24 protein-coding genes and 6 tRNA genes are annotated in these 22,545 nt (G+C 55.0%); 17 read left to right on the top strand and 13 right to left on the bottom strand.

All coding sequences use genetic code 11. The features are described from left to right. The first annotated feature begins 4 nt into the window (after positions 1-4). The 10 genes from O1724_RS16625 to pdxK all read left to right on the top strand — a co-directional run bounded on the left by O1724_RS16625 (position 5) and on the right by pdxK (position 8,299). Complete coding sequence (locus O1724_RS16625) at positions 5-430, top strand: GNAT family acetyltransferase (RefSeq protein WP_003861292.1); 426 nt, start codon at positions 5-7, stop codon at positions 428-430. Then, positions 417-866, top strand: a complete 450-nt coding sequence (locus O1724_RS16620) for a DUF2919 domain-containing protein (protein WP_003861294.1) — start codon at positions 417-419, stop codon at positions 864-866. The genes O1724_RS16625 and O1724_RS16620 overlap by 14 nt, the downstream gene beginning before the upstream one ends. Before the next feature lie 63 nt (positions 867-929). Then, positions 930-1,505 (top strand): RpoE-regulated lipoprotein, encoded by a 576-nt coding sequence (locus O1724_RS16615; protein ID WP_003861296.1) that lies wholly within the window; start codon positions 930-932, stop codon positions 1,503-1,505. 92 nt (positions 1,506-1,597) lie between these two features. Continuing rightward, positions 1,598-2,497, top strand: a complete 900-nt coding sequence (locus tag O1724_RS16610; protein ID WP_126296750.1) for a Dyp-type peroxidase — start codon at positions 1,598-1,600, stop codon at positions 2,495-2,497. Between the two features lie 175 nt (positions 2,498-2,672). Next, positions 2,673-3,686: a sulfate ABC transporter substrate-binding protein gene (locus tag O1724_RS16605; protein WP_032609792.1), complete on the top strand. Its 1,014-nt coding sequence runs from the start codon at positions 2,673-2,675 to the stop codon at positions 3,684-3,686. Then, on the top strand, positions 3,686-4,519 hold the full coding sequence (gene cysT, locus O1724_RS16600; protein WP_003861303.1) for a sulfate/thiosulfate ABC transporter permease CysT: 834 nt from the start codon (positions 3,686-3,688) through the stop codon (positions 4,517-4,519). Before O1724_RS16605 ends, cysT begins: the two co-directional genes overlap by 1 nt. Then, the gene (gene cysW, locus O1724_RS16595; protein ID WP_003861305.1) at positions 4,519-5,394 is read left to right on the top strand and encodes a sulfate/thiosulfate ABC transporter permease CysW; all 876 of its coding nucleotides are present in this window, start codon (positions 4,519-4,521) and stop codon (positions 5,392-5,394) included. Before cysT ends, cysW begins: the two co-directional genes overlap by 1 nt. Next, the gene (gene cysA, locus O1724_RS16590; RefSeq protein ID WP_072139488.1) at positions 5,384-6,478 is read left to right on the top strand and encodes a sulfate/thiosulfate ABC transporter ATP-binding protein CysA; all 1,095 of its coding nucleotides are present in this window, start codon (positions 5,384-5,386) and stop codon (positions 6,476-6,478) included. The genes cysW and cysA overlap by 11 nt, the downstream gene beginning before the upstream one ends. A 67-nt stretch (positions 6,479-6,545) precedes the next feature. Further along, entirely contained in the window at positions 6,546-7,457 is a 912-nt protein-coding gene (cysM, locus tag O1724_RS16585) for a cysteine synthase CysM (protein WP_003861311.1), read from the top strand. 5 nt (positions 7,458-7,462) lie between these two features. Then, positions 7,463-8,299 (top strand): pyridoxine/pyridoxal/pyridoxamine kinase, encoded by an 837-nt coding sequence (gene pdxK, locus O1724_RS16580; protein ID WP_003861313.1) that lies wholly within the window; start codon positions 7,463-7,465, stop codon positions 8,297-8,299. Positions 8,300-8,343: 44 nt separating this feature from the next. Here pdxK and crr read toward each other — a convergent pair whose 3' ends face one another. The 5 genes from crr to cysZ all read right to left on the bottom strand — a co-directional run bounded on the left by crr (position 8,344) and on the right by cysZ (position 13,138). Beyond that, positions 8,344-8,853, bottom strand: coding sequence for a PTS glucose transporter subunit IIA (gene crr / locus O1724_RS16575; RefSeq protein WP_003861316.1), 510 nt, complete (start codon positions 8,851-8,853; stop codon positions 8,344-8,346). Positions 8,854-8,893: 40 nt separating this feature from the next. After that, positions 8,894-10,621, bottom strand: coding sequence for a phosphoenolpyruvate-protein phosphotransferase PtsI (ptsI, locus tag O1724_RS16570; RefSeq protein WP_023314613.1), 1,728 nt, complete (start codon positions 10,619-10,621; stop codon positions 8,894-8,896). Between the two features lie 45 nt (positions 10,622-10,666). Then, positions 10,667-10,924, bottom strand: a complete 258-nt coding sequence (gene ptsH, locus O1724_RS16565) for a phosphocarrier protein Hpr (RefSeq protein WP_000487600.1) — start codon at positions 10,922-10,924, stop codon at positions 10,667-10,669. 317 nt (positions 10,925-11,241) lie between these two features. Then, positions 11,242-12,213 carry a cysteine synthase A gene (cysK, locus tag O1724_RS16560; protein ID WP_006811453.1) on the bottom strand — a complete coding sequence of 324 codons (972 nt, stop codon included), beginning with the start codon at positions 12,211-12,213 and terminating at the stop codon, positions 11,242-11,244. A gap of 163 nt (positions 12,214-12,376) precedes the next feature. Further along, the gene (cysZ, locus tag O1724_RS16555; protein WP_126296749.1) at positions 12,377-13,138 is read right to left on the bottom strand and encodes a sulfate transporter CysZ; all 762 of its coding nucleotides are present in this window, start codon (positions 13,136-13,138) and stop codon (positions 12,377-12,379) included. A 229-nt stretch (positions 13,139-13,367) separates the two neighbouring features. Here cysZ and zipA point away from each other — a divergent pair, with 229 nt between their 5' ends. The 3 genes from zipA to O1724_RS16540 all read left to right on the top strand — a co-directional run bounded on the left by zipA (position 13,368) and on the right by O1724_RS16540 (position 16,699). Beyond that, complete coding sequence (gene zipA / locus O1724_RS16550; protein WP_032609784.1) at positions 13,368-14,399, top strand: cell division protein ZipA; 1,032 nt, start codon at positions 13,368-13,370, stop codon at positions 14,397-14,399. A gap of 67 nt (positions 14,400-14,466) precedes the next feature. Then, the gene (gene ligA / locus O1724_RS16545) at positions 14,467-16,482 is read left to right on the top strand and encodes an NAD-dependent DNA ligase LigA (RefSeq protein ID WP_126296748.1); all 2,016 of its coding nucleotides are present in this window, start codon (positions 14,467-14,469) and stop codon (positions 16,480-16,482) included. A 1-nt stretch (position 16,483) separates the two neighbouring features. Beyond that, positions 16,484-16,699: a DUF3820 family protein gene (locus O1724_RS16540; RefSeq protein ID WP_003861328.1), complete on the top strand. Its 216-nt coding sequence runs from the start codon at positions 16,484-16,486 to the stop codon at positions 16,697-16,699. Here the strand turns inward: O1724_RS16540 and O1724_RS16535 are convergent. Then, on the bottom strand, positions 16,696-17,691 hold the full coding sequence (locus O1724_RS16535) for a bile acid:sodium symporter family protein (protein ID WP_003861330.1): 996 nt from the start codon (positions 17,689-17,691) through the stop codon (positions 16,696-16,698). The two genes, O1724_RS16540 and O1724_RS16535, sit on opposite strands and share 4 nt — an antisense overlap. An 89-nt stretch (positions 17,692-17,780) precedes the next feature. On the opposite strand from O1724_RS16535, the gene O1724_RS16530 reads away from it, so the two are divergent. Next, positions 17,781-18,722 carry a LysR family transcriptional regulator gene (locus O1724_RS16530; protein WP_003861331.1) on the top strand — a complete coding sequence of 314 codons (942 nt, stop codon included), beginning with the start codon at positions 17,781-17,783 and terminating at the stop codon, positions 18,720-18,722. Here the strand turns inward: O1724_RS16530 and O1724_RS16525 are convergent. The 5 genes from O1724_RS16525 to O1724_RS16505 form a co-directional block, all read right to left on the bottom strand. Then, the gene (locus O1724_RS16525; RefSeq protein ID WP_003861333.1) at positions 18,713-19,054 is read right to left on the bottom strand and encodes a FlxA-like family protein; all 342 of its coding nucleotides are present in this window, start codon (positions 19,052-19,054) and stop codon (positions 18,713-18,715) included. The two genes, O1724_RS16530 and O1724_RS16525, sit on opposite strands and share 10 nt — an antisense overlap. Positions 19,055-19,191: 137 nt before the next feature. Continuing rightward, a tRNA-Lys gene (locus tag O1724_RS16520) sits at positions 19,192-19,267 on the bottom strand. Between the two features lie 4 nt (positions 19,268-19,271). Next, a tRNA-Val gene (locus tag O1724_RS16515) sits at positions 19,272-19,347 on the bottom strand. 29 nt (positions 19,348-19,376) lie between these two features. Further along, positions 19,377-19,452: transfer RNA gene (locus O1724_RS16510), tRNA-Val, on the bottom strand. A gap of 41 nt (positions 19,453-19,493) precedes the next feature. Continuing rightward, positions 19,494-19,569 (bottom strand) — tRNA-Val (locus tag O1724_RS16505). A 258-nt stretch (positions 19,570-19,827) separates the two neighbouring features. Between O1724_RS16505 and gltX the strand changes: the two genes are divergently transcribed. Further along, entirely contained in the window at positions 19,828-21,243 is a 1,416-nt protein-coding gene (gene gltX, locus O1724_RS16500) for a glutamate--tRNA ligase (RefSeq protein ID WP_126296747.1), read from the top strand. A gap of 52 nt (positions 21,244-21,295) precedes the next feature. Here the strand turns inward: gltX and O1724_RS16495 are convergent, their stop codons facing one another. Beyond that, positions 21,296-21,682, bottom strand: coding sequence for a YfeC-like transcriptional regulator (locus O1724_RS16495; RefSeq protein ID WP_017383469.1), 387 nt, complete (start codon positions 21,680-21,682; stop codon positions 21,296-21,298). 1 nt (position 21,683) lies between these two features. Beyond that, entirely contained in the window at positions 21,684-22,043 is a 360-nt protein-coding gene (locus O1724_RS16490) for a YfeC-like transcriptional regulator (RefSeq protein ID WP_003861339.1), read from the bottom strand. Positions 22,044-22,260: 217 nt separating this feature from the next. Between O1724_RS16490 and O1724_RS16485 the strand changes: the two genes are divergently transcribed. Next, a tRNA-Ala gene (locus tag O1724_RS16485) sits at positions 22,261-22,336 on the top strand. A gap of 41 nt (positions 22,337-22,377) precedes the next feature. Next, positions 22,378-22,453: transfer RNA gene (locus O1724_RS16480), tRNA-Ala, on the top strand. The last annotated feature ends 92 nt before the right edge of the window (positions 22,454-22,545 follow it).

Here is a 22,545-nt window from a genome sequence, read left to right as displayed (position 1 = left end):
TACCATGGAGATACGCGTTTTTCGCCAGGAAGATTTCGAAGAGGTGATCACCCTTTGGGAGCGCTGCGATCTGCTGCGTCCATGGAACGATCCGGAGATGGACATCGAACGGAAGGTGAATCACGACGTCAGTCTGTTTCTGGTCGCTGAGGTCAACGGCGAAGTAGTCGGGACAGTGATGGGCGGGTACGACGGCCACCGCGGCTCGGCCTACTATCTGGGCGTGCACCCGGAATACCGCGCGCGCGGCATCGCCAACGCGCTGCTTAACCGTCTGGAAAAGAAGCTGATCGCCCGCGGCTGTCCGAAAATCCAGATCATGGTGCGGGAAGATAACGACGTGGTGCTGGGCATGTATGAACGCCTGGGCTACGAGCATGCGGATGTACTGACGCTGGGTAAGCGCCTGATCGAAGATGAAGAGTACTGAGTTCCACCCTGGCGACTATGATGTTCACGGTCGTCTGCGTCTGCCTTTTTTGTTCTGGTGCGTTCTGCTGTTGCAGGCCCGCACCTGGGTGCTGTTCGTGATGGCTGGCGCGTCGCGCGGGCAGGGCGATACGCTACTGAATCTCTTTTATCCCGATCACGATGCGTTCTGGCTGGGGTTACTGCCCGGTGTACCGGCGGTGCTGGCGTTCCTGTGCAGCGGACGGCGGCAGTTCCTCCCGCGCTTCTGGCGCGCACTTCGCTGGCTATTGATTCTGGCGCAGGTTGTGCTCCTGGTCTGGCAGCCCGTGCTCTGGCTGTACGGCGAGCCGCTATCAGGTATCGGGATTGCGCTGGTGGTGGCGGATATTGTCGCGCTGCTGTGGCTGGTCACGAATCCCCGTTTACGCGCCTGTTTTACGCAAGAGTCAGATTAAAACGGCACTTTTTGCCGATACTGCACTCCAACAAGCGTTGATTTACTACGTAAGGACGTCTCAATGAAATCGCTGCGTTTACTTTTATGCGCTCTCCCGCTGGCGTTAACCGGCTGTTCCACGCTCTCATCCATCAACTGGTCTGCGGCCTATCCGTGGAACTGGTTTGGTTCCTCAACGGAAGTGACCGAGCAGGGCGTGGGCAAAATTACCGCCTCGACGGCACTGGATCAGGATGCCATTCAGGATGCCATCGGCAGTGATTATCGCCTGCGCAGCGGCATGAAAACCGAGAACGGCAACATCGTGCGCTATTTCGAAGCGTTGAAAGACGACAAGGTGGCGATGGTCATCAACGGCGATAAAGGTACGGTCAACCGCATTGCGGTGATGGATGAAGAGATCCCGACCTCAGGTGGCGTGAAGGTAGGTACGCCGTTTGGCGAGCTCTACCAGAAAGCGTTTGGCCACTGCGCCAGTGTGCCGTCGGAGGAGAGCGTGGCGGTCGAGTGTAAGGCCGACGGCAGCCAGCACATTAGCTATGTATTCAGCGGCACCTGGAACGGTCCGGAAGGGTTAATGCCGTCTGACGACACCCTGAAAAAGTGGAAAGTGAGCAAAATTATCTGGAAGCAGTAATTTGCGCCTGAGCAAGCCGCCTCGCTGAAATCCAGGTATAATAGCCGCCATCAATGCCACGCAGTCGTGGCATCTTTTTTTCAGGAGGAGCGATGTCTCAGGTTCAGAGTGGCATTTTGCCAGAACATTGCCGCGCGGCGATTTGGATTGAAGCCAACGTCAAAGGGGATGTGGATGCCCTGCGCGCGGCCAGCAAAGTTTTCGTTGATAAACTGGCCACCTTCCAGGCCAAATTCCCCGAAGCCCATCTGGGCGCGGTGGTTGCCTTTGGCAATACCGTCTGGCGTCAGCTGAGCGGCGGCGAAGGCGCAGAAGAGCTGAAAGATTTTATTCCTTATGGCAAAGGTCTTGCGCCCGCCACCCAGTATGACGTCCTGATCCATATCCTCTCCCTGCGCCATGACGTGAACTTCTCCATCGCTCAGGCAGCGATTGAGGCCTTTGGTGACAGCATCGAAGTGCAGGAAGAGATCCACGGTTTCCGCTGGGTGGAAGAGCGCGATTTGAGCGGCTTCGTCGACGGCACCGAAAACCCGGCCGGGGAAGAGACGCGTCGCGAGGTGGCTGTAATCAAGGATGGCGTGGACGCGGGCGGCAGCTACGTGTTCGTCCAGCGCTGGGAGCATAACCTCAGGCAGCTTAACCGCATGAGCGTGCATGACCAGGAGATGATGATTGGCCGTACCAAAGATGCCAATGAAGAGATTGACGGCGATGCGCGTCCGGTCACGTCCCACCTGTCCCGCGTTGACCTTAAAGAAGACGGTAAGGGGCTGAAGATTGTTCGCCAGAGCCTGCCGTACGGCACCGCGAGCGGTACGCACGGCCTGTACTTCTGCGCTTACTGCGCGCGCCTCTACAACATTGAACAGCAGCTGCTGAGCATGTTTGGCGATACCGACGGCAAGCGTGACGCCATGCTGCGCTTCACCCGTCCGGTGACTGGCGGCTACTACTTTGCGCCGTCCGTTGAGCGCCTGCTGGCGCTGTAAATCGCTCTCCATTCGTAGGCCGGGTAAGCGTTAGCGCCACCCGGCAATTTCTCTCGCACCCTTATTCCCTTTTCTGCTTCTAAATCACCAAACGGTATATAAAACCGTTACTCCTTTAGACTCCGTTATAAATATTATGACTATAAGATAGTCATCACATTTATAAGGGTGCGCAATGGCCGTTACTGTACTGAAAAAAGGATCGCTGGCACTGGCAGGTTTACTGCTGGTGGCGCAGGCGCAGGCAACCGAGTTGCTGAACAGTTCTTATGATGTTTCGCGCGAGCTGTTTGCCGCCCTTAATCCCGCATTTGAACAGCAGTGGGCGAAAGAGAACAACGGCGACAAGCTGACCATCAAACAGTCGCACGCTGGCTCATCCAAGCAGGCGCTGGCCATTTTGCAGGGGCTGAAAGCGGACGTGGTGACCTACAACCAGGTCACGGACGTGCAGATCCTGCACGACAAAGGCAAACTGATCCCGGCGAACTGGCAAAGCCGCCTGCCGAACAACAGTTCGCCATTTTACTCCACCATGGGCTTCCTGGTGCGCAAGGGCAACCCGAAGAACATCCACGACTGGAACGACCTGGTGCGTTCAGACGTAAAGCTGATCTTCCCGAATCCGAAAACCTCCGGCAACGCACGTTACACCTATCTGGCGGCGTGGGGCGCGGCGGACAAAGCTGACGGTAACGATAAAGCGAAAACCGAACAGTTTATGACCCAGTTCCTGAAAAACGTCGAGGTGTTTGATACCGGCGGTCGTGGCGCAACCACTACCTTCGCCGAACGCGGGCTGGGCGACGTGCTGATCAGCTTTGAATCCGAGGTGAACAATATTCGTAAACAGTACGAAGCGCAGGGCTTCGAAGTGGTTATCCCGAAAACCAACATTCTGGCCGAGTTCCCGGTGGCGTGGGTGGATAAAAACGTTAAGGCTAACGGCACAGAAAAGGCGGCGAAAGCCTACCTGAACTATCTGTACAGCCCGCAGGCGCAGACCGTTATCACCGACTACTACTACCGTGTCAACAACCCGGACGTGATGAGCAAGCTGAAAGACAAATTCCCGCAGACCGAGCTGTTCCGCGTGGAAGATCATTTCGGCGCCTGGCCTGAGGTGATGAAAACGCATTTTGCCAGCGGCGGTGAGTTAGACAAATTGCTGGCGGCGGGGCGTAAGTAATGTTTGCAGGATCAACAAGACGTGTGCTGCCGGGTTTTACCTTAAGCCTCGGGACCAGCCTGCTGTTCGTCTGTCTGATTTTATTGTTACCGCTCAGCGCTCTGGTGATGCAGCTCGCTGAGATGAGCTGGTCCCAGTACTGGGAAGTGGTCACCAACCCTCAGGTGGTGGCGGCCTATAAGGTCACGCTGCTGTCTGCGTTCGTGGCCTCGATTTTTAACGGCGTGTTTGGCCTGCTGATGGCGTGGATCTTAACCCGCTATCGCTTCCCGGGCCGCACGCTCCTCGACGCGTTGATGGATCTGCCCTTTGCCCTGCCGACGGCAGTGGCCGGTTTGACGCTGGCGTCGCTGTTTTCCGTGAACGGTTTTTACGGTGAGTGGCTGGCGAAGTTTGATATCAAAGTGACCTATACCTGGCTCGGTATCGCGGTGGCGATGGCCTTTACCAGCATCCCGTTTGTGGTGCGTACCGTGCAGCCGGTGCTGGAAGAGTTAGGACCCGAATACGAAGAGGCCGCGGAAACCCTGGGCGCCACGCGCTGGCAGAGTTTCCGTAAGGTTGTTCTGCCGGAACTTTCTCCGGCCTTGCTGGCGGGGGTGGCGCTCTCCTTTACCCGCAGCCTCGGTGAATTTGGCGCGGTCATTTTTATCGCCGGGAACATCGCGTGGAAAACCGAAGTGACCTCGCTGATGATTTTTGTCCGTTTGCAGGAGTTTGATTATCCGGCCGCGAGCGCGATTGCCTCGGTGATCCTTGCCGCGTCGCTGTTGCTACTGTTTTCGATTAACACTCTGCAAAGTCGCTTTGGTCGACGTGTGGTAGGTCACTGATGGCGGAAGTTACGCAATTGAAGCGCTATGACGCGCCCCGCATCAACTGGGGCAAATGGTTTCTGATTGGTACCGGCGTGCTGGTCTCCGCATTCATTCTCGTCGTGCCGATGGTGTACATCTTCGTACAGGCCTTCAGCAAAGGGATTATGCCCGCGCTGCAAAATCTGGCCGATCCGGACATGCTCCACGCCATCTGGCTGACGGTGATGATTGCCCTGATCACTGTCCCGGTGAATCTGGTGTTTGGCGTATTGCTGGCCTGGCTGGTAACGCGCTTTAACTTCCCGGGGCGTCAGCTGCTGCTGACCCTGCTGGATATCCCGTTTGCGGTGTCTCCTGTGGTGGCGGGTCTGGTTTATCTGCTCTTCTACGGCTCCAATGGCCCGCTGGGCGGCTGGCTGGATGAACACGACCTGCAAATCATGTTCGCCTGGCCGGGGATGGTGCTGGTGACCGTCTTTGTCACCTGTCCGTTCGTGGTGCGCGAGCTGGTGCCAGTGATGCTCAGCCAGGGCAGCCATGAAGATGAAGCCGCGGTGCTGCTCGGCGCTTCCGGCTGGCAGATGTTCCGCCGCGTCACGCTGCCGAATATCCGCTGGGCACTGCTTTACGGCGTGGTGCTGACCAACGCCCGTGCGATCGGTGAGTTTGGCGCGGTGTCGGTAGTATCCGGCTCGATTCGCGGCGAAACCCTGTCGCTGCCGTTACAGATTGAATTACTGGAACAGGACTACAACACTGTCGGTTCCTTTACTGCCGCAGCGTTGCTGACGCTGATGGCCATTTTGACCCTGTTTTTGAAGAGTGTGGTGCAGTGGCGTTTAGAGAATCAGGAAAAACGTCAGCATCAGGAGGGAAATCATGAGCATTGAGATTGCCAATATTAAGAAGTCTTTTGGTCGCACCCAGGTGCTGAATGATATCTCGCTGGATGTCCCTTCCGGACAAATGGTGGCGCTGCTGGGGCCGTCTGGCTCCGGTAAAACCACGCTGCTGCGTATTATCGCCGGGCTTGAGCACCAGACCAGCGGACATATCCGCTTCCACGGTACGGACGTGAGCCGCCTGCATGCCCGCGACCGTAAAGTGGGCTTTGTATTCCAGCATTACGCGCTGTTCCGCCACATGACGGTATTTGACAACATTGCGTTTGGCCTGACCGTGCTGCCGCGTCGTGAACGTCCAGATGCCGCCGCCATCAAAGCGAAAGTGACCAAACTGCTGGAGATGGTGCAGCTTGCACATCTGGCGGACCGCTTCCCGGCTCAGCTTTCCGGCGGGCAGAAGCAGCGCGTGGCGCTGGCGCGTGCGTTAGCCGTTGAACCGCAAATCCTGCTACTGGACGAACCGTTTGGCGCGCTGGATGCGCAGGTGCGTAAAGAGCTGCGCCGTTGGCTGCGTCAGCTGCATGAGGAACTCCAGTTCACTAGCGTTTTCGTGACCCACGATCAGGAAGAGGCGATGGAAGTGGCCGACCGCGTGGTGGTAATGAGTCAGGGCAACATTGAGCAGGTTGACGAGCCAGAGCAGCTCTGGCGTGAACCGGCGACCCGCTTTGTGCTGGAGTTTATGGGAGAAGTAAACCGCCTTCAGGGCACCATTCGCGGCGGTCAGTTCCACGTTGGCGCGCACCGCTGGCCGCTGGGGTATACCTCCGCGCATCAGGGGCCGGTGGATCTGTTCCTGCGTCCGTGGGAAGTGGACGTCAGCCGCCGTACCAGCCTGGATTCACCGCTTCCGGTGCAGGTGCTGGAAGCTAGCCCTAAAGGCCACTACACCCAATTGGTGGTACAGCCCCTGGGCTGGTACACCGAGCCGCTGACCGTGGTTATGCGTGACGACGTGCCTCCACACCGGGGGGAGCGCCTGTTTGTGGGGCTGCAACACGCACGCATTTATCACGGCAACGAGCGCATCGAGACGCGCGAGGATATTGCTCTGGCGGAGTCAGCCTGATAGGTTATTGAGTATGTTTTTCGCCCGGTGGCGTGATGCTTACCGGGCTTTTTATTGAGTAAAAATCGTGAATACACTCGAACACACCATCGGCAACACCCCTCTGGTCAAACTTCAGCGCATGGGGTGTGACAACGGCAGCGAAATCTGGGTCAAACTTGAAGGCAATAACCCGGCGGGGTCGGTGAAAGACCGGGCGGCGCTGTCGATGATTGTTCAGGCCGAAAAGCGCGGCGAGATAAAGCCCGGCGATGTGCTGATCGAAGCCACCAGTGGTAACACCGGTATCGCACTGGCGATGATAGCCGCCCTGAAAGGCTATCGTATGAAGCTGCTGATGCCGGATAACATGAGCCAGGAGCGCCGTGCCGCCATGCGTGCCTACGGGGCCGAGCTGATTCTGGTGAGCAAAGAGCAGGGGATGGAAGGGGCGCGAGATTTAGCGTTAGCGATGGCGGAGCGCGGGGAAGGCAAGCTGCTCGACCAGTTCAACAACCCGGACAACCCGTACGCGCACTACACCACCACCGGCCCGGAAATCTGGCAGCAAACCGCCGGGCGCATCACCCACTTTGTCTCCAGCATGGGGACCACGGGCACGATCACCGGTGTGTCACGCTTTCTGCGTGAACAGGATAAGCCAGTGACGATTGTCGGCCTGCAACCGGAAGAGGGGAGCAGTATTCCGGGCATCCGCCGCTGGCCGGCGGAGTATATGCCGGGCATCTTTAATGCGCAGCTTGTGGACCAGGTGCTGGATATTCATCAGCGCGAGGCGGAAAATACCATGCGTGAGCTGGCCGTACGTGAAGGCATCTTCTGCGGCGTCAGCTCTGGCGGTGCCGTAGCGGGCGCGATCCGGGTGGCTGAGTCCACGCCGGGAGCGGTGGTCGTAGCGATTATTTGCGATCGCGGCGACCGTTACCTGTCTACCGGCGTCTTTGGTGAAGAGAGTTATTCGCAGGGGGCGGGGATTTAAGCGTCATGGAGATGATTTTATTCCGGGATAACACCCGGGCGCAGCAAACCGATATTGTCGCCGTACAGTCGCAGGTGGTGTACGGCAGCGTGGGAAACAGCATCGCGGTGCCGAATATTCGCACCCACCGGCTGAACGTTACCGCCGTGCCGACGGTGCTGTTCAGCAATACGCCACACTACGACACCTTCTACGGCGGGGTGATCCCGGACGAGTGGTTCAGCGGCTACCTGAAGGCGCTGGAAGAGCGTGAGATTTTACGCGAGTTAAAAGCGGTGACAACCGGGTATATGGGCAGTGCCAGCCAGATCGTGCTGCTGGCGCAGTGGCTGAAGGCGATCAAAGTGCAACATCCCGATCTGCTGGTGCTGGTTGACCCGGTAATCGGGGATATCGACAGCGGGATGTACGTGAAGCCGGATATTCCTGAAGCTTACCGTGAGCATCTGCTCCCGCTGGCCCAGGGCATTACGCCCAACGTGTATGAACTGGAAGTGCTGAGCGGCAAACCGTGCCGTACGCCGGAGAGCGCCATTGCCGCCGCGCAGGGGCTGCTGTCCAACTCGCTGAAATGGGTGGCTATCACTAGTGCGCCAGTGGCTGACGATCCGCAAAATATCCACGTCGTGCTGGTAAGCGAGGAGGGCGTTACCGTAAGCGCACACCCGCGCGTTGAGACGGACCTGAAAGGGACGGGGGATCTGTTCTGTTCGGAGCTGGTGAGCGGTATCGTCGGGGGTAAAACCGTGGCCGACGCCATTCGCATGGCGGGCGACAGGGTGACTGACGTGATGATCTATACGCAGTCGAAAGGCTATGACGAGCTTATCCTGCCTGCATAAACAAAAATGGCGCCCGAAGGCGCCATTTTACCGTGCGGCAAGAATTACTTCTTGATGCGGATAACCGGGGTTTCACCCACGGTAACGCTGCCAGACAGTTTGATCAGTTCTTTGATTTCGTCCATGTTGGAGATAACAACCGGAGTCAGGGTAGACTTCGCTTTTTCTTCCAGCAGTGGCAGATCGAATTCAATTACCGGGTCGCCAACTTTAACACGCTGGCCTTCTTCCGCGATACGTTTAAAGCCTTCGCCTTTCAGTTCAACGGTGTCGATACCGAAGTGAACGAACAGTTCGATACCGCTATCGGATTCGATAGAGAACGCATGGTTGGTTTCAAAAATTTTACCGATGGTGCCGTCAACTGGAGCAACCATTTTGTTGCCAGTTGGTTTGATAGCAATGCCATCACCAACGATTTTCTCAGCAAACACTACATCCGGCACGTCTTCGATGTTGACGATCTCGCCGGAGAGCGGAGCAACAATCTCAATAGTTCCGGAGTCTTTCTTGTCATCAGAAACCAGAGATTTCAGTTTATCGAACAAACCCATGATCTTCTCCTAAGCAGTAAATTGGGCCGCATCTCGTGGATTAGCAGATTGTTTTTTCTTCAATGAACTTGTTAACCAGCGTCATTAACTCGTCCGTTGTCGGTTGAGCAAGAGCCTGCTCTGCTAACACCTTCGCATCTTCGAAGTTCGTGTTACGGATAATCTTCTTAATGCGCGGGATGGAAATGGCGCTCATAGAGAATTCGTCCAGACCCATACCCAGCAACAGAAGTGTAGCACGTTCGTCGCCTGCAAGCTCACCACACATGCCAGTCCATTTACCTTCTGCATGAGAAGCATCAATAACTTGCTTGATCAAATTCAGTACGGACGGTGACATTGGCTGGTAGAGATGTGAAATCATATCATTACCACGGTCAACTGCCAGGGTGTACTGCGTTAAATCATTGGTACCGATACTAAAGAAATCAACTTCTTTGGCTAAATGACGCGCAATGGTCGCGGCTGCCGGTGTTTCCACCATCACGCCGATCTCAATGGATTCGTCAAATGCTTTACCTTCGTCGCGCAGTTCCTGTTTGTAGATTTCGATCTCTTTCTTCAGTGCACGCACTTCTTCAACAGAGATGATCATCGGGAACATGATGCGCAGTTTACCGAAAGCGGAGGCACGCAGAATAGCGCGAACCTGGTCACGCAGGATCTCTTTGCGATCCATGGCGATACGCACGGCACGCCAGCCCAGGAACGGGTTCTCTTCTTTCGGGAAGTTCATGTACGGCAGCTCTTTGTCGCCACCGATGTCCATGGTACGGACGATAACCGCCTGCGAGCCGCACGCTTCCGCAACCGCTTTGTACGCTGCAAACTGCTCTTCTTCCGTTGGCAGAGCGTCGCGATCCATGAACAGGAATTCAGTACGATACAGACCCACACCTTCCGCGCCGTTGCGCTCAGCGCCGTCAACGTCACGTACGGTACCGATGTTAGCGCACACTTCAACCTGATGGCCGTCCAGCGTGATGGCTGGCAGATCTTTCAGTTTAGCGAGTTCCGCTTTCTCGGTAGCAACCTGCTCCTGAACGGCGCGCAGTTGCTCGATCACATCGTTAGTTGGGTTGACGTAAACCACGTTGTTTACGGCATCCAGAATCAGATAGTCGTCGTTTTTAACCTGAGAGGTAACGCTACCGGTACCCACGATGGCTGGCAGCTCCAGAGAACGCGCCATGATTGAGGTGTGGGAGGTACGTCCACCTGCGTCAGTAATGAAACCCAGCACCTTGTTCAGGTTCAGCTGTGCGGTTTCAGACGGGGTCAGGTCAGCGGCAACCAGGATCACTTCGTCCTGAATCGCGCTCAGATCGATGATGGCCAGACCCAGGATGTTGCGCAGCAGGCGCTTACCGATGTCACGTACGTCAGCCGCACGCTCTTTCAGGTATTCATCGTCCAGCTCTTCCAGGGCAGATGCCTGACCTTCGATAACTTCATGCGCAGCCGCGTCGGCCGTCATGCCTTTATCTTTAATCAGGGCTATGATTTCCTGCTCCAGCTCCTCATCTTCGAGCAGCATAATGTGCCCTTCGAAGATGGCTTCTTTTTCTTCACCGAAAGTTTCGCCAGCTTTAGTTTTAATCGCTTCCAGTTGCGCAGATGCCTTGGCACGACCGCTCAGAAAACGTTCAACTTCCTGATCAACCTTGTCGGCAGAAATTTTTTTCCGGTCAATGACGATTTCGTCTTCTTTCAGCAGCAATGCTTTGCCGAAAGCGATACCCGGGGATGCTAAAATGCCTGAAATCATAACCCTACCTTACTTGTGACTGATATTGAAAAGAACCCGGTAAACTTACTCGAGTTCAGCCATCAGCTTAACCAGATGCTCAACTGCTTTCTGCTCGTCTTCACCTTCAGCGGAGATGGTAACAACGGTACCCTGAGTCAGGCCCAGAGTTTGCAGCTTGAACAGGCTTTTTGCGCTAGCGCTTTTGCCGTTGGAAGTCACAGTGATTTCAGAAGTGAAGCCTTTCGCTTCTTTAACAAACTGAGCAGCAGGGCGGGTGTGCAGACCGTTCGGAGCGGTAATGGTAACTTCTTGCTGGAACATTGTATTTCCCCAACTTATAGGTTTAGTGTTGTGGAACTAAAGTCTAGCCTGGCGACTTAACTTTAGCCTGTATAGTTAGCGCTGACGTTTCAATCGTCATTAAACATTATGCAGTGAAAGCAAGACTTGAACCAAATCATAAAATCGATTCAGCAGCGCTATTTCGTTCACCGATTAATTTCGCGCATCAAAATAATTGCTGGTTTAAATACCAGACCCAACGGGGTGAAGCAATGCCAGGAGGGGTAAAACTTTGAAGCAGGCCACAAAAAAGCACCTGAAAAGGTGCTTTTTTACGCGTTTTTAACATGCTGGCATCACTGTTGCAGTTCTTTCTCTGTGAAGAGATCGGCAAACAGTGCTGTGCTTAAGTAACGCTCACCCGAAGACGGTAGGATAACCACAATGTTCTTATTGGTAAAGGTTTCGTCTTCCAGCAGTTTGAGCGCTGCCGCAACCGCCGCACCGGAAGAGATACCCGCCAGAATGCCTTCCTCGTCCATCAGGCGACGCGCCGTAGAGATGGCTTCTTCATTGGTGATGGCGACCACTTTATCGATCAGCTTCAGATCGAGGTTGCCTGGAATAAAGCCAGCCCCGATACCCTGGATTTTGTGCGGACCTGGTTTGATCTCTTCGCCTGCCAGCGCCTGAGCGATAACCGGCGAGTCGGTTGGCTCAACGGCAACGGTAATCAGATCTTTTTTACCTTTCGTGCCTTTAATATAGCGAGACACCCCGGTCAGCGTACCGCCGGTGCCTACGCCGGAGATAAACACATCAACCTGACCGTCGGTATCTTCCCAGATTTCCGGGCCGGTGGTTTTCTCATGAATTTCCGGGTTGGCCGGGTTGCTGAACTGCTGGAGCAGCAGATATTTTGCAGGATCGCTGGCGACGATTTCTTCGGCCTTCTGAATCGCGCCCTTCATGCCTTTCGCGCCTTCGGTCAGGACCAGGTTCGCACCCAGCGCTTTCAGCAGCTTACGACGCTCAATGCTCATGGTTTCAGGCATAGTCAGCGTCAGCTTATAGCCACGCGCCGCCGCAACATAGGCCAGAGCGATGCCGGTATTGCCGCTAGTGGGTTCAACCAGCTCAACGCCAGGTTTCAGCACGCCACGCTTTTCAGCATCCCAAATCATATTCGCACCGATACGGCATTTAACGCTGAAGCTTGGGTTACGAGATTCGACCTTCGCCAGAATGCGTCCATTACCGATACGGTTCAGTCGAACCAGGGGCGTATGACCGATAGTCAGCGAGTTGTCTTCATAAATCTTACTCATGGCCTGTCCTTAACTGTATGAAATTGGGATACCGAACCAGCATACCTGTTGAACAGGTATGGGGAAGTAAGGAAATCGCATATCTATATGCTGCAAGGAAATAATGGGGATCAGTATGGAATAAGGGGCGGCATAAGCCACCCCTCTTTTACACATTTTTGCATTACTTCCATAACGCGTGCTTAGCACGGTAGCAGTCCACCCACATCGCCGTCGCGCCGCATACGGCAACGGGCATGATGAACAAATTCAGGAAAGGGATCATGGTGAACAGGCTGGTCAGCGCGCCAAACTGCATATTGGCAACCTTCTGAGTGCGCAGGGCAGTGCGCATCTCTTTAAACGGCACTTTGTGGTTATCGAACGGATAATCACAGTACTGGATAGCGAGCATCCAGGCGCTGAACAGGAACCACAGCACGGGCGCGACCGTCTGGCCAATCCCGGGTACAAAATAAAGGATAAGCAGCACAATCGCCCGCGGCAGGTACCAGGCGAATTTCTGCCATTCACGCTTCATGAGGCGGGGGAGATCTTTCACGATCCCCAATACGCCCGTGTCAGGTGGCGTCGCACCGGTCAGGCGCGCTTCAAGCTGTTCGGCCAGCAGACCGTTGAACGGCGCGGCTATCCAGTTTGCTATCGTCGAAAAGAAATAGCCGAAAACCAGCAACACGGAGATAACCGCAATCGGCCAGAGCAGGTAGTCTAGCCACTGTAACCAGTCCGGCACATAGCTCATCAGGGAAGGGATCCACGTTTCCAGTCTGGTGAACAGCCACCAGAAGGCCCCGCCCATCAGAATAATGTTGATCAGTAACGGCAAAATAACGAAGCGTCGAATGCCCGGCAGGGAGACCAGTTTCCAGCCCTGAGAAAAGTACCAGACCCCGCTGCGTGGGGCAGAAGAAGATGTTGAAACCATACCAGGCTGTACTCCTTTTTACACAACCAGTGGAATTGCCCGCCTATATTATCCAGTTACGGGCCAATGACCAGTTCGGAAATGTTCGAAAAACCAGCAAAAAGCACGATTTAGTTCATCTTTATGCTGTGAATGCTCTGCATACACTTGCACTTGACGTAAACGGCAAATACTCTTAGTGAGTAAATGTTTGCCGTGGTGGCAAGGTGTTAGAACAACAGAGAATATAATGATGCAGGATTTGCGTCTGATATTAATCATTGTTGGCGCGATCGCCATAATCGCTTTACTGGTACATGGTTTCTGGACCAGCCGTAAAGAGCGTTCCTCTATGTTTCGCGATCGTCCACTGAAGCGCATGAAGTCCAGTCGTGACGACGATGACGTTGAAGACGACATCGACGGTCTTGACGACGACGGCGTGGGTGAAGTTCGTGTTCATCGGGTCAATACTGCGCCCGGCGCAGCGCATGGAGAGCATGAAGCCCCCCGCGCTCCGCAGCACCAGTATCAACCACCGTATGCCTCTGCCCAGCCGCGCCAGCCAGCGCCGCCGCCAGTGGAAGAACCTGTTCGTCATCCGCCGCACCAGCCTGTGCAACAGCAGCCCGTTGCGCCACAGCCTGTACAGCCGCAACCTGTCCAACAGCCTGCACAGCCAGTGCATCAGCCACAGCCTGTTCAGCAGCCGCAGCCAGTGCATCAGCCACAGCCTGTTCAGCAGCCGCAGCCGGTACAACAACCGCAGCCGCAGCCTGAACCGCCTGCGCCACAGCCCGCCCCGCGCGCTGAGCCAGAGCCGGTTGCAGAGCCAGAACCGGTTGTTGAAAAGCCGCAGCGTAAAGAAGCGGTGATCATTATGAACGTGGCTGCTCATCATGGCACCCATCTGAACGGTGATGTGCTGCTTAACAGCATCCAACAGGCAGGCTTCAAGTTCGGCGACATGAATATTTTCCATCGCCACCTGAGTCCTGACGGCAGCGGTCCAGCGCTGTTCAGCCTGGCCAATATGGTCAATCCAGGCACGTTTGACCCGGAAATGACCGGTGATTTCGTCACACCAGGCGTTACGATCTTTATGCAGGTGCCGTCCTACGGTGACGAGCTGCAAAACTTTAAGCTGATGCTACAGTCCGCTCAGCACATCGCCGACGAAGTGGGCGGTGTGGTGCTCGACGATCAGCGTCGAATGATGACGCCGCAGAAACTGCGCGAGTATCAGGACCGCATCCGCGAAGTTAAGGAAGCGAACGCGTAATCGTCGCGTTAACTTAACTCCTCCTCAACCCCCGCCTGTCGGGGGTTTTTCTCATTGATGGTGCGATATGGACTCAATCGAACAACAACTTACTGAACTGCGAACCACGCTTCGCCATCATGAATATCTCTATCATGTTATGGACGCACCGGAAGTGCCGGATGCGGAGTATGACCGCCTGATGCGTGAACTGCGCGAGCTGGAAGCGCAGCACCCCGAACTGATTACGCCCGATTCTCCAACGCAGCGCGTCGGTGCGGAACCGCTGGGCGCTTTCAGCCAGGTGCGCCACGAAGTGCCGATGCTGTCGCTGGATAACGTGTTTGATGAAGAGAGTTTTCTGGCTTTCAACAAGCGCGTGCAGGATCGCCTGAAGAGCGTCGACAATCTGAGCTGGTGCTGCGAGCTAAAGCTGGATGGTCTGGCCGTCAGTATTCTTTATGAGAACGGCGTGATGGTGCGTGCCGCAACGCGCGGCGACGGCACTACCGGGGAAGACATCACCACCAATGTGCGCACTATTCGTGCGATCCCGCTGAAACTGCGTGGCGATAACATTCCCGCCCGGCTGGAAGTGCGCGGGGAAGTGTTCCTTCCGCAGGCGGGCTTCGAGAAGATCAACGAAGAAGCGCGTCGTACCGGCGGGAAAGTGTTTGCTAACCCGCGTAACGCGGCGGCAGGTTCGCTGCGTCAGCTCGATCCGCGTATCACCGCGAAGCGACCGCTTACTTTCTTCTGCTACGGCGTCGGGATCCTGGAAGGCGGTGATCTGCCAGATACCCACCTGGGTCGTTTAATGCAGTTCAAAGAGTGGGGATTACCGGTAAGCAACCGCGTGCAGCTCTGCGACTCTCCGGAGGCGGTGCTGGCGTTCTATCACAAGGTTGAAGAAGCTCGTCCCACGCTCGGGTTTGATATTGACGGCGTGGTGATCAAGGTTAATTCGCTGGCGTTGCAGGAACAGTTGGGATTTGTGGCACGTGCGCCACGCTGGGCGGTGGCCTTTAAGTTTCCGGCGCAAGAGCAGATGACCTTCGTTCGCGACGTGGAGTTTCAGGTCGGACGTACGGGGGCCATTACGCCTGTGGCGCGTCTGGAGCCTGTGCAGGTGGCTGGCGTGCTGGTAAGTAACGCCACGCTGCATAACGCCGATGAAATTGCGCGTCTGGGGCTGCGAATTGGTGACAAAGTGGTGATTCGCCGCGCGGGTGATGTGATCCCACAGGTGGTTAACGTTGTGGAGTCTGAACGTCCTGCCGACACCCGTGCCATCGAGTTTCCATCCTACTGTCCGGTATGTGGTTCTGACGTTGAGCGCGTGGAAGGTGAAGCGGTAACGCGCTGTACGGGCGGGTTAATCTGCGGCGCGCAGCGTAAAGAGTCCCTGAAGCACTTCGTCTCCCGCCGGGCGATGGACGTGGACGGAATGGGTGACAAGATTATCGACCAGTTAGTTGAGAAAGAGTACGTCCATACGCCTGCGGACCTCTTTACCCTGACGGCAGGTAAGCTGACCGGTCTTGATCGTATGGGACCGAAATCTGCCCAGAACATTGTTAACGCGCTCGAGGCGGCCAAAAACACCACCTTTGCCCGTTTCCTTTACGCGCTCGGCATTCGTGAAGTCGGAGAGGCGACGGCGGCAGGGCTGGCGGCGTATTTCGGCACGCTGGACGCGCTGGAGAAAGCCACCATCGACGAGCTACAGAAAGTCCCTGATGTCGGCATTGTGGTCGCCACCCACGTTTTCAACTTCTTCGCCGAAGAGAGCAACCGTGAAGTGATCGGTAAATTACTGGAACAGGGCATTCACTGGCCCGCACCGGTAGTGGTTAATGCCGAAGAGATCGACAGTCCGTTTGCCGGTAAAACGGTGGTGCTGACCGGCAGCCTGAGTCAGCTTTCACGCGATGACGCGAAAGCGCGCCTGGTGGCGCTGGGGGCAAAAGTGGCGGGCAGCGTATCGAAGAAAACCGACCTGGTGATTGCCGGGGAAGCGGCCGGTTCGAAGCTGGCAAAAGCGCAGGAGCTTGGCATCGAGATAATCGACGAAGCGGAAATGATGCGCCTGTTAGGAGAGTGACGTGGAAAAAGAGCAGCTCGTTGAGATCGCCAATACAGAGATGCCGTTCGGTAAATATAAGGGTCGCAGGCTGATTGATTTACCGGAAGAGTATCTGCTGTGGTTTGCCCGTAAGGATGAGTTCCCCGCCGGGCGTCTGGGCGAGCTGATGGCTATCACGTTACTGATCAAAACAGAGGGGCTGACCCAGCTGGTTCAGCCCCTGAAACGTCCTTAAACTTTCGCGGCGTGGGTCTCTTCCTGCGCCAGCTTTTCAGTCTGCGCCTTGTAACGCCGCGCCAGTACCGCACACACCATCAGCTGGATCTGATGGAAAATCATCAGCGGCAACACCATCATCCCAATGACGGACGTCGGGAACAGGATATTGGCCATCGGGATCCCGTTGGCGAGGCTCTTTTTCGATCCGCAAAATACAATGGTGATTTCATCGGCCTTGTTGAAGCCGCATTTGCGGGCCACAAAGACGTTAACCGCGATGACAATGGCCAGCAGAACGATGCTTACCACCACAATAAACAGCAGCGATCCAGCACCCACCCTGTGCCAGATGCCGTTCACCACGGCTTCGCTGAAGGCCGTGTAAACCACCAGCAGAATGGAGCTTTGGTCCGTTTTCCCGATCCATTTTTTATGTTTCGCCACAAACTCCCCAATCCAGGGACGGGATAAGTGTCCGAGCACAAACGGCAGCAGCAGTTGCAGACAAATTTTACCCACCTGCTCCAGATTGCCTTCCGCCCCGTGCATGTTCATTAGCAGACCGACCAGCAGCGGTGAAACAAAGATCCCGAGCAGGCTGGAAGCGGAAGCAGAACAAACCGCCGCCGCGACGTTACCGCCCGCCAGCGAGGTAAAGGCAATTGCAGACTGCACGGTGGCCGGCAAAATGCACAGATAAAGGAACCCGGTATACAGCGCCGGATCGACATTCACCGGCGCCCACCAGGCGAACAGCACGCCCAGAACCGGGAAGAGGATAAAAGTGCTGCACATTACCCACAGATGCAGTCGCCAGTGGCTACCGCCTGCAATAATGGCTTCCCGGGAGAGTTTGGCGCCATGCATAAAGAACAGCAGGGCAATAGCTGCCGTGGTCAGTCCTTCAATAACCGGAACGAAACTGCCCCGCGCCGGGAAGAACGAGGCCAGCAAGACGACACCAATCAGGGTCAGCGTAAACGGATCAAGGATACGAAAAAGTTTCATAATCACTCCTGAAAACAGATGCCGCTATTGTGCTTTCTTCCCTTTGAGAAATAAAATTGATTTATTGCATCCATTCATGAATTAAACAGATGAATTATTCGTTACGTCAGCTTCGCGTTTTCGTCACCGTCGCGCAGGCCCGCAGCTTTAGCCGGGCAGGGGAGATCATTGGCCTCAGTCAGTCGGCGGTGAGCCATAGCGTTAAGGAGCTTGAAACGCAAACGGGCGTGAAGCTGCTCGACCGCACGACGCGAGAAGTGGTGCTCACCGAAGCGGGACAGCAGCTGGCAATGCGTCTGGAGAGGCTGCTGGATGAACTGAACAGTACGCTCAGGGATGTCGGCCGGCTCGGACAACAGCTTTCCGGCACCGTGAGAGTGGCGGCGAGCCAGACGATTTCGGCGCATCTTATTCCCCAGTGCATCGCTGAAAGTAATCACCGCTATCCGGATATTGATTTTGTTTTGCATGACAGGCCGCAGCAGTGGGTACTGGAGAGTATCCGTCAGGGGGATGTGGATTTTGGCATCGTTATTGATCCCGGAGCGGTAAGCGACCTGGAATGTGAAGTGGTACTCTCGGAGCCCTTTTTATTGCTCTGCCGCGATGATGATCCTCTGGCATCGCTGCCGCAGGTGGCCTGGCAGGCCTTGCAGGGGGCAAACCTGGTGTTACAGGATTATGCATCAGGCAGCCGCCCGCTGATAGATGCCGCACTGACCGCGCAGGGTGTTAAGGCAACCATTGTGCAGGAGATCGGGCATCCTGCCACGCTGTTCCCCATGGTCGAAGCGGGGATTGGCATCAGCGTTCTGCCGGCGCTGGCGCTGCCACTGCCGCAGGGGAGTCGTTTAACGGTGAAGCGTTTCGTACCCTGTGTCGAACGCCAGCTGATGCTGGTACGCCGTAAAAACAGGTCTCTTTCCGGAGCGGCGCATGCCTGCTGGGATGTGGTGCGTATGCAGGCCGAACGTTTGATGGAGGCCCGCACACGCGATCCACTTTTTAACGAAACCAATAATCAGACGTAGATATTAATCTGATGTTCTGCGGAGGGCTTATTGATGCCTTCCGCGACTGCCTCACCTTTTTCCTGCTTTGGCATCGCCTCTTCGGCCTGCTGACGCTGCAATTGCGCCAGCTGTGCCTGCAACATAGCCAGCTGAGATTCGAGTAATTCTTGCTGCTTTTGCTTTTCTTCTGCTGTGGCATCACCCATGGCCACTTCTTTGAGCTGCTGAGTGACTTTCGTTATCTGTTTGGTCAGACGGGTGATTTGAGAAGCAATGTCGTTTCCGCCGGAGCTGTTATCTACGCTGCCGATTTCCATCGCCGACAGAGAAACGGGCTTAAGAGTTGTCATATTGAGATCCTTTTCGCCATAAAATAGAGGTATCGGCAAAGAAGGCGTGAGCTTGAGTAAAACAAGCGGTCTGGCTGCAATGGGGATGTGCTATATCGCAGATAGCAAAAAAGCGCCTTTAGGGCGCTTTTTTACATTGGTGGGTCGTGCAGGATTCGAACCTGCGACCAATTGATTAAAAGTCAACTGCTCTACCAACTGAGCTAACGACCCGAAATGGTGGGCGATGACGGGCTCGAACCGCCGACCCCCTCCGTGTAAAGGAGATGCTCTACCAACTGAGCTAATCGCCCATTTCGGAACTGCTGCGATAAGGTGAGAATGGTGGGCGATGACGGGCTCGAACCGCCGACCCCCTCCGTGTAAAGGAGATGCTCTACCAACTGAGCTAATCGCCCAATCTCAATTCTTATCTACACTGCGAGTCTACCTAAGTAGATGGTGGGTGATGACGGGCTCGAACCGCCGACCCCCTCCGTGTAAAGGAGATGCTCTACCAACTGAGCTAATCACCCCCGCTGTGTGGAGTCGCATTATAGGGAGAGTTGAAAATGAGTCAACGCATTTTCTAAAGTTTTTATTCGTTCGTCGTAAAATTAGTCAAAACGATCGCAAAACGGACTGTGGCGCATGATTTGTAAACAAAAACAGCAATCTCGAACCGGATAAAGTGATCGACATTGAGGAATCGGCCCACAGTGATAGAATATTGCCCATTGTTTTCTTCCCGGAATTTGCCGATTACCGGCATCTTTATAACGTAAGGCCATTTCATGAAAATCAAAACTCGCTTCGCGCCGAGCCCGACAGGCTATCTGCATGTCGGTGGTGCACGTACCGCTCTCTACTCCTGGCTTTTCGCACGTCACAACAACGGTGAGTTTGTGCTGCGTATTGAAGACACCGATCTGGAGCGCTCAACGCCGGAAGCAATTGAAGCCATTATGGATGGGATGAACTGGCTGAATCTGGCGTGGGACGAAGGCCCATACTTCCAGACCAAACGTTTTGACCGCTATAACGCCGTAATTGACGAGATGCTGGTGGCAGGCACGGCCTATAAGTGTTACTGCTCCAGGGAGCGTCTGGATGCGCTGCGCGAAGAGCAAATGGCAAAAGGCGAAAAACCGCGTTATGACGGTCGTTGCCGCCATGACCACAGCGAGCATGCTGCTGACGAGCCTTGCGTAGTGCGTTTTGCTAACCCGCAGGATGGCTCTGTTATCTTTGATGACCAGATCCGTGGTCCGATCGAATTCAGCAACCAGGAGCTGGATGACCTCATCATTCGTCGTACTGACGGATCGCCAACCTATAACTTCTGCGTAGTTGTGGACGACTGGGATATGGAAATCACTCATGTGATCCGTGGTGAAGACCATATCAATAACACCCCGCGTCAGATCAACATTCTGAAAGCGCTGAACGCACCTGTACCGGTATATGCGCACGTATCAATGATCAACGGTGACGACGGTAAAAAGCTGTCCAAACGTCATGGCGCGGTGAGTGTGATGCAGTACCGTGATGACGGCTATCTGCCGGAAGCGCTGCTGAACTACCTGGTGCGTCTGGGCTGGGCTCATGGTGACCAGGAGATCTTCAGCCGCGAAGAGATGATCGAGCTGTTCTCTCTGAACTCGGTCAGCAAATCAGCCAGCGCGTTCAACACTGACAAACTGCTGTGGCTGAACCATCACTACATCAATACCATGCAGCCAGAATATGTAGCGACTTATCTGCAATGGCACATTGAACAGGCAAACATCGATACCCGTACGGGCCCTGAACTGGCGGATCTGGTGAAGCTGCTTGGCGAGCGTTGCAAAACGCTGAAAGAAATTGCTGAAAGCTGCCGTTACTTCTATGAAGAGTTTGACGCGTTCGACGCCGACGCGGCCAAGAAACACCTGCGTCCGGTTGCGCGTCAGCCGCTGGAAGTGGTGCGTGACAAACTCGAAGCCATTACCGAATGGACTGCGGAAAATGTTCACCACGCGATTCAGGCTACCGCTGATGAGCTGGAAATTGGCATGGGTAAAGTCGGTATGCCGCTGCGCGTTGCGGTGACGGGGGCAGGCCAGTCCCCGGGGCTGGACGTGACCGTACATGCCATCGGCAAATCACGTAGCGTTGCGCGTATCAACAAAGCCCTGTACTTTATTGCTGAGCGCGAAAGCCAGCAGTAATGCTCGTGTAATACAAAAAACGGCAGGGTAACCTGCCGTTTTTTTATGCCTGTTATTCAGCAATACCAAGACGCGTGAGAAAACCCTGCAACCCTTCACGAGCGAGCAACTTGTGCAAACGTTCCTGTTCGACAGTCGTCATGTTTTCCAGCGAGTCGATAATTTGTGGAAGCAGGCTGGATGAGGTTGCCACGCCGTAGTGGGAAGGGCTTTCCGCCACATGGTAAACAGCCCGACGGTTACGAATGGCAGGAAGGCTAATGATGTGCTCCTTAACGTGCGCATCAATACATATCACCCTCGCTCTTCCGCCTTTTACACCGTTGATACCCTCCGTTTTCCATCCCTTCTGTCGTATCCAGCGATTAACGGTTTGTCGGGCTACGCCCAGACTGTCCGCCAGCTCTTCCGTGGTCATTTTGCTGCGTAATCTTTTCATATCAGCGTTGGTCGCGAATCCCTAAACGTTGTAACAAGCCGGTAATCCCTTCCCGCAGTAACAGCGATGTCATCTGCTTTTGCTCTTCCGGCGTCATTTCATTCGCCAGCGTCAGGAGCAGGGCATGAAGCGAGCCCTCGTGGTACGTATCTGGCAGTTCCGGCGTCTCTGTTGCCCTGCGCGCGCTGCGAATAAAGTCGCGCACTTTTTCATTGACGTGTACCAGACGCGCCTTGCCACCCTGAACGCCTGGCTTTGGCGATGTAATCCAACCCTCTTTGCGTACCCATTTATTGATGGTCTGTCGGCTATAGCCAGTCAGCAGGGCTAACTCTTCTGGCGTCATTCGTTCCTTGATCATACAATTTCCTGAATATCTGTGGGGTTAATTAGTGGTTCATTTTATAGCACCGTTTTACGTGAAAACGTGACAAGCTTAACTCCTGGCTGCGAGCAGGCTCGCAAAGTGATTCATTTGCATGATTTTTCGGCGGTTGAAAGGCGGAGGTTGAATTTGCCGTTGACACTCTGCGGCGGAATTCATATTATGCCGCCCGTCAACATGACAGCTTTACGACGGGGCTATAGCTCAGCTGGGAGAGCGCCTGCATGGCATGCAGGAGGTCAGCGGTTCGATCCCGCTTAGCTCCACCAAACTCTGAACCCAACAGAGTGCGGTAGGTAAAGTAACATGTGGGGCTATAGCTCAGCTGGGAGAGCGCTTGCATGGCATGCAAGAGGTCAGCGGTTCGATCCCGCTTAGCTCCACCAAAATTTAAACCCTCGTCGCAAGACGGGGGTTTTTTTATATCTTGTAAAATGTTTAGACTCTTTTTGTTGCCAGCAATGTCGTTTTCTATACA

The sequence above is a fragment of the Enterobacter cloacae complex sp. HYC074_NIDB genome, assembly GCF_056673345.1.
The sequence above is the reverse complement of the archived record's forward strand: the minus strand, read 5'-3'. Positions and strand labels throughout refer to the sequence as shown.